This is a genomic window from Desulfovibrio sp., assembly GCF_019424165.1.
Taxonomy (GTDB): Bacteria; Desulfobacterota; Desulfovibrionia; order Desulfovibrionales; family Desulfovibrionaceae; genus Desulfovibrio.
The window spans coordinates 22501-26670 of sequence record NZ_JAHZAA010000031.1 but is presented as its reverse complement, the minus strand read 5'-3'; the positions used below and the strand labels follow the sequence as shown (position 1 = coordinate 26670).

Here is a 4170-nt window from a genome sequence, read left to right as displayed (position 1 = left end):
GGATATCACCATCCGGTTTGGCCCGAACGGCATGCGGCCCGTATCCTGCTGTGGGCTTGCCATCTGTTGCGGCCTGCGGCCGGTACATGCAAAATGTGCAGAGTTCCTTATCTGTTTTTTAATCCTCCCGATTTTCTCCGGTGACACCAAACTCAACGGGTATCTTTATATAAAAAATGCCGAGCTGCTCTTCGTTAATTTTTGCGAACAGCAAATCCGCCTGCACCGCATCCACAGCCATGGTCACTTCTACGGGCTGCTCGACCATTTCAAAAAAATGAGCCGAATAATACTTGCCGTTTCGACCGTACCCTCCTTGAGCTGCTGCCACAGTCGCCCCCTTGATTCCGATCGCCCTTGCCTGTTGGAGCAACCACTCTGCAAGGTTTAACCTACCGTGAACACGCCCCTGCTGCGTAAAAAACGTAAGCTGATAACCGTGCATATGTACCCCTAGCGAAAACAGGACCGTAGTAATGCAAACGTCCCCATACCGAGCAACATCATGATAAGCGAGCCACAAACATGCAGCAGTACGGCTGCCACGGCAGTCATGATGCGCTGTCCTTGTAAAAGAACACCGATTTCCGCTGTAAATGTTGAAAAAGTGGTCAAACCACCAAGAAATCCCGTAATGATGAGTAACCGCAATTCCGGTTCCACCGCGGGCAGTGCATTGAACATACTGACAGCCACACCGATAAGATAGCCGCCAAGCAGGTTGGCCGCCAGGGTTCCAAGCGGTATGGGAAGAAAGATGGCATTCAACATCAAACCCAGAAACCACCGCAAGATGGCTCCGCAAGATGCCCCAATACTTATGAGGGCAAGCGTTTTAAGCATATATATTCTCCGTCTGTCATCATGTGCGCAGAGGCAACAAGAGTTTTTAACAGGGCAGCCGCCAGAGCAGAACACAATTTCAAAAAATAAAAACAATTGCAGGGGATACCCCTGATACAGAAAACCGAAAATTATTGGCGCTGGCAAAAGCAGCAGCCCGCGCATACCCTAAACCAGATAAAGGGGGAGCCACGCTGCCCTCCCGGTACAAGGTCTGCACAAAAAACTTTTTACTACCCTCAGTGACTCCCATCAAAAGGCCATAAAAACCAGATAGCCACAAAAACACAGGCACATTGTCACCAACATTGTTCATGCCCGGATAAAAAATGCGCAGGCCAGATAACCCAGATATTTCCGGGCAATTTCAAAAGCGTCGCCAACATGGTTCTATTTTCGGCAAATCGTTGCGCGACTGACAAAAATTGTGAACAAAAAAGGCAACCACATCACGGTGTGGTTGCCTGAAAATAGTCTACCAACACCTTTCAAGGTTTGGCAGGAGTCATCAGCAAATGCGGTTCAAGGGGAACTCCATCCCCTCTGATACCGTTACTGCCAACAGGCCCAAAAGTAAATTTTTATTTTGCCGCAGCATGGCTGCACACTTTGCTGAAATCTAGTTCCCAATACTACTTGACCTCAGCGCGAAATAGGGCTAATTAATAATCGTTAGTAGATAACGTCATGCTTTAGCTCTCACCTCTGCTGAAGCTTTTCCATAATGCCGCGTTTAAAAAACAAGCGGCATGGGGCCACGCGATTTTCGCATATCTGGCCTCGAGCAGTCACTCTGCCCCCTTCCTAAATCAATCCCACTTTGTTGATGAACCAGTTGAGTGGTTCATTTTGCATGCCATGTAAAAAGCGCTTGCACCAGCGGCAGCTTTAGCTGTTTTGCGGCCCAAGCACTTAGGAGGCCATTCATGCGTAATCTTACTCTTTCCCGTCCGGCGGCTTCACAACAAACTCTTGTTGCCGCCGAACCTGATTCCAGAATCACGTTAAATTTTCCTGCTGACCAGACAAGCCTTGAGCGCGCGGGCGATGACCTGCTGTTCAGCTTTGATGACGGCTCCAGCATTCGTATCGAAAATTTCTATTCCGAATATAATAAAGACAATGCTCCAGATTTTGAAATAGACGGACAGCTTGTAAGTAGCGCAGACTTTTTCAGCGCCTTTGGCCCTGACCTGGCGCCTGCTGCCGGCCCTGCCGCCGGGGCGGAACGCTCTGCCCGGTACAGCCAGTGGGGCGATTCGGCTCTGATGGATGGCGTTGACCATCTGAACGGCCTGGATATCGGCTTTGACGGTTCCGGTGCGGATTCGCAGTCCGAAAACGGCCTGGGCTTTTTTGCCTCCGCCTCGCCCACTGCCGGCACGACAGTCACTCCCCTGCCGCCCGAACCCAACGAGCCGCCGGAAATCGGAGCACACACCGATCGTCTGCACCTCAAGGAATCCGGCGTTGGCCCCACATCGACTTCTCCCGACCCCAATACGTCCATTGCCGGAACCCCCAGCGCCAAGGGCCAGATATACGCAACCGACCCCGACGCCAAGGATGTGCTGCAATATCGCATTGAGGCCGCAGACGCCGACACGGCATCCAGCATTATCTCCAACACCATGTCCAATGGTGTGCAGACTATTGTGACATCCTATGGAGTCCTGGTACTCAATACCAACGATGTGCCGCCCACCTACACATATACCATCGACCAGAACAAATGCGACTTTCTTGGCGTCAATGATCCGGATATTGAGCAAACATTCAATATCGTTGTTTCAGACGGCCGTGGCGGCGTGGTCAAAGGCGAGATAGCCGTAACCATTGAAGGCACCAATGACCGCCCCATCATTTCCATCACTGATGACAACAACGGCAATCTTTCCGTCACTGAAGACGTCAGCACCGCCGCATCCGGCACATACGTCGTCTCTGATCCGGACAGCGACGGACACTGGGCTGCGGGCGCGGATAACGCCAACCATTCCTATTCCATACGTTCCGGTTCGGAAACATCGGGCAGCGCCGCTGACGGAGACTTTGGCGAAACCTCCACGTTCAGCACCAAGTACGGCACCCTGACCGTCAACCCTGACGGCAGCTACAGCTATACCCTGAATAATGACAGCTCCGAAGTTCAAAGGCTCGGCGAAGGCCAGAGCAAGGTGGAAACTTTTGAGATTACGGTCACCGATAAATGGGGGGCCAACTCCAGCCAGACCATCACGGTAACAATCAACGGTACCAACGACGCCCCCGAGATCGACATTTCGTCGGGAACCCTTACGCTCAAGGAAAGCGGCGTGGGCGCGCAAAGTGACCCTAACGTGGACAATTCCGGCCAGTCCCAGGGACACGCCGGCAACAACTATTCCATCACGGGAATCTCCACAGCCAAAGAAAGCTTTTCTGTAAGCGACAAGGATTCCGCCGATGTGCTCACAGCTACCCTCACTGATAGCGATGGCAACGCCATACCCGGCTGCGATGCCATTGCCGGGGCCAACGGCACATGGACCGTAACAACCGAGCACGGCATCCTGACCATTATTCCCCATCGCACGGTAAACCCCGCCACCGGTGAACAAAAAATCACCTACGAGTATACCTACAAGCTGGACAACGCCAAGGCTGACCACCTCGCCGAAGGCGATTCCGTGGACTACACGTTCACTGTGTCTGTCACTGACGGACATGGCGCCCCCGCAGTCCACGATATCAACATTCATATTGAAGGAACCAACGACCGGCCCTACCTTGCCCTTGAAAACGCCCAACTGCTCAAAGACTCCGGCGTACACAACGGCAATGAAACGACCAGTGACACCAAAGACAATGTTGACAGCGGTTCCGGTTCCTACCAGTACGAAAAAACCGTTATTAACGGCCAGCTCAACAACCCCGACGCCCTTGGCAATAATATTATTGACAAGGATGACGGCGCCACCCACACCTATCGGGTAGTCACAGAAACCGGCTGGAGCACCAAGGGGGTAACTGAAATCAGCTCGGTCAAGCTTGGCGGCACGGCCCAAAACAACAGCGTCCCCAACGGCCTGACCAACACAGTAGTATCGGAAGACGCCAGCCAGGTGGTCATAAAAAATGAATATGGCACTCTGGTGCTCAAGGCCGACGGGTCGTACACCTTTGAACTGGACACCACGGCAGGTGGCGCTGCGGACAAGCTGCCGCAGGGCTCTACCATCACTATGACCTTTCCCGTCATGATTACGGACGATAAGGGCGCCACCAGCGTAAACAATCTCAACATCACAGTGGTAGGCACCAACGACAGGCCCGAACTGGCCGATC

The 4170-nt window shown here is 52.8% G+C and carries 4 protein-coding genes and 1 riboswitch; of the genes, 1 reads left to right on the top strand and 3 read right to left on the bottom strand.

The genetic code is table 11. The features are described from left to right. Positions 1–118 precede the first annotated feature (118 nt). The 3 genes from QZ377_RS10020 to QZ377_RS10010 form a co-directional block, all read right to left on the bottom strand. On the bottom strand, positions 119–445 hold the full coding sequence (locus QZ377_RS10020) for a DUF190 domain-containing protein (protein ID WP_291441010.1): 327 nt from the start codon (positions 443–445) through the stop codon (positions 119–121). Positions 446–453: 8 nt separating this feature from the next. After that, the gene (gene crcB / locus QZ377_RS10015) at positions 454–843 is read right to left on the bottom strand and encodes a fluoride efflux transporter CrcB (RefSeq protein ID WP_291441009.1); all 390 of its coding nucleotides are present in this window, start codon (positions 841–843) and stop codon (positions 454–456) included. Positions 844–922: 79 nt separating this feature from the next. Next, the gene (locus tag QZ377_RS10010) at positions 923–1159 is read right to left on the bottom strand and encodes a hypothetical protein (protein ID WP_291441008.1); all 237 of its coding nucleotides are present in this window, start codon (positions 1157–1159) and stop codon (positions 923–925) included. 176 nt (positions 1160–1335) lie between these two features. Further along, positions 1336–1394, bottom strand: a riboswitch (Fluoride riboswitch). 375 nt (positions 1395–1769) lie between these two features. Between QZ377_RS10010 and QZ377_RS10005 the strand changes: the two genes are divergently transcribed. Then, a partial coding sequence (locus QZ377_RS10005; protein ID WP_291441007.1) for a VCBS domain-containing protein occupies positions 1770–4170 on the top strand: 2401 nt, incomplete at its 3' end.

What these genes read in the sequence shown, in the direction of transcription:
- QZ377_RS10020 (WP_291441010.1), bottom strand. Translation starts at nt 445, where the DNA reads ATGCACGGTTATCAGCTTACGTTTTTTACGCAGCAGGGGCGTGTTCAC.
- crcB (WP_291441009.1), bottom strand. Translation starts at nt 843, where the DNA reads ATGCTTAAAACGCTTGCCCTCATAAGTATTGGGGCATCTTGCGGAGCC.
- QZ377_RS10010 (WP_291441008.1), bottom strand. Translation starts at nt 1,159, where the DNA reads ATGAACAATGTTGGTGACAATGTGCCTGTGTTTTTGTGGCTATCTGGT.